We start from the raw sequence: 463 nt of genomic DNA on the forward strand, positions 1-463 counted from the left end.
AATATCTTATAGAAGGTGTGGAAGTAACAGACTTTATAAATGGAGAAACAAAGTACTACACTGTAAAATTAATTGATTATGACAATATAGAAAATAATGATTTTTTAGTAGTAAATCAATTAGAAATAGTGGAAGATGGMAATAAAAAAATACCAGATGTAATAATATACATCAATGGTATACCAATAGTATGTATGGAGCTAAAAAGTACTTCTCGTGAAGAAGTAGATATTGAAGATGCATACAAGCAATTAATGAACTACAAARAAGTTCAYATACCATCATTATTTTAYTACAATTCATTTTTAGTAATAAGTGATGGAGTAAATACAAAAGCAGGTACTATTACAGCACCTATAGATAGATTTATGGCATGGAAAAAAGTTAATGGAGATGAAGAAATAAAAGATTTATTCTCTATAGACTACAAAAACCTAGATACCTTAATTTATGGTATGTTTGA

1 protein-coding gene is annotated in these 463 nt (G+C 26.6%); it reads left to right on the plus strand.

What is annotated here, in order from left to right:
* The coding region (locus G3997_RS04440) for a type I restriction endonuclease (protein WP_296649367.1) at positions 1–463 on the plus strand (463 nt) is incomplete at both ends.

This window comes from Romboutsia sp. 13368 (assembly GCF_018336475.1).
In the GTDB taxonomy this organism is placed as follows: domain Bacteria; phylum Bacillota; class Clostridia; order Peptostreptococcales; family Peptostreptococcaceae; genus Romboutsia.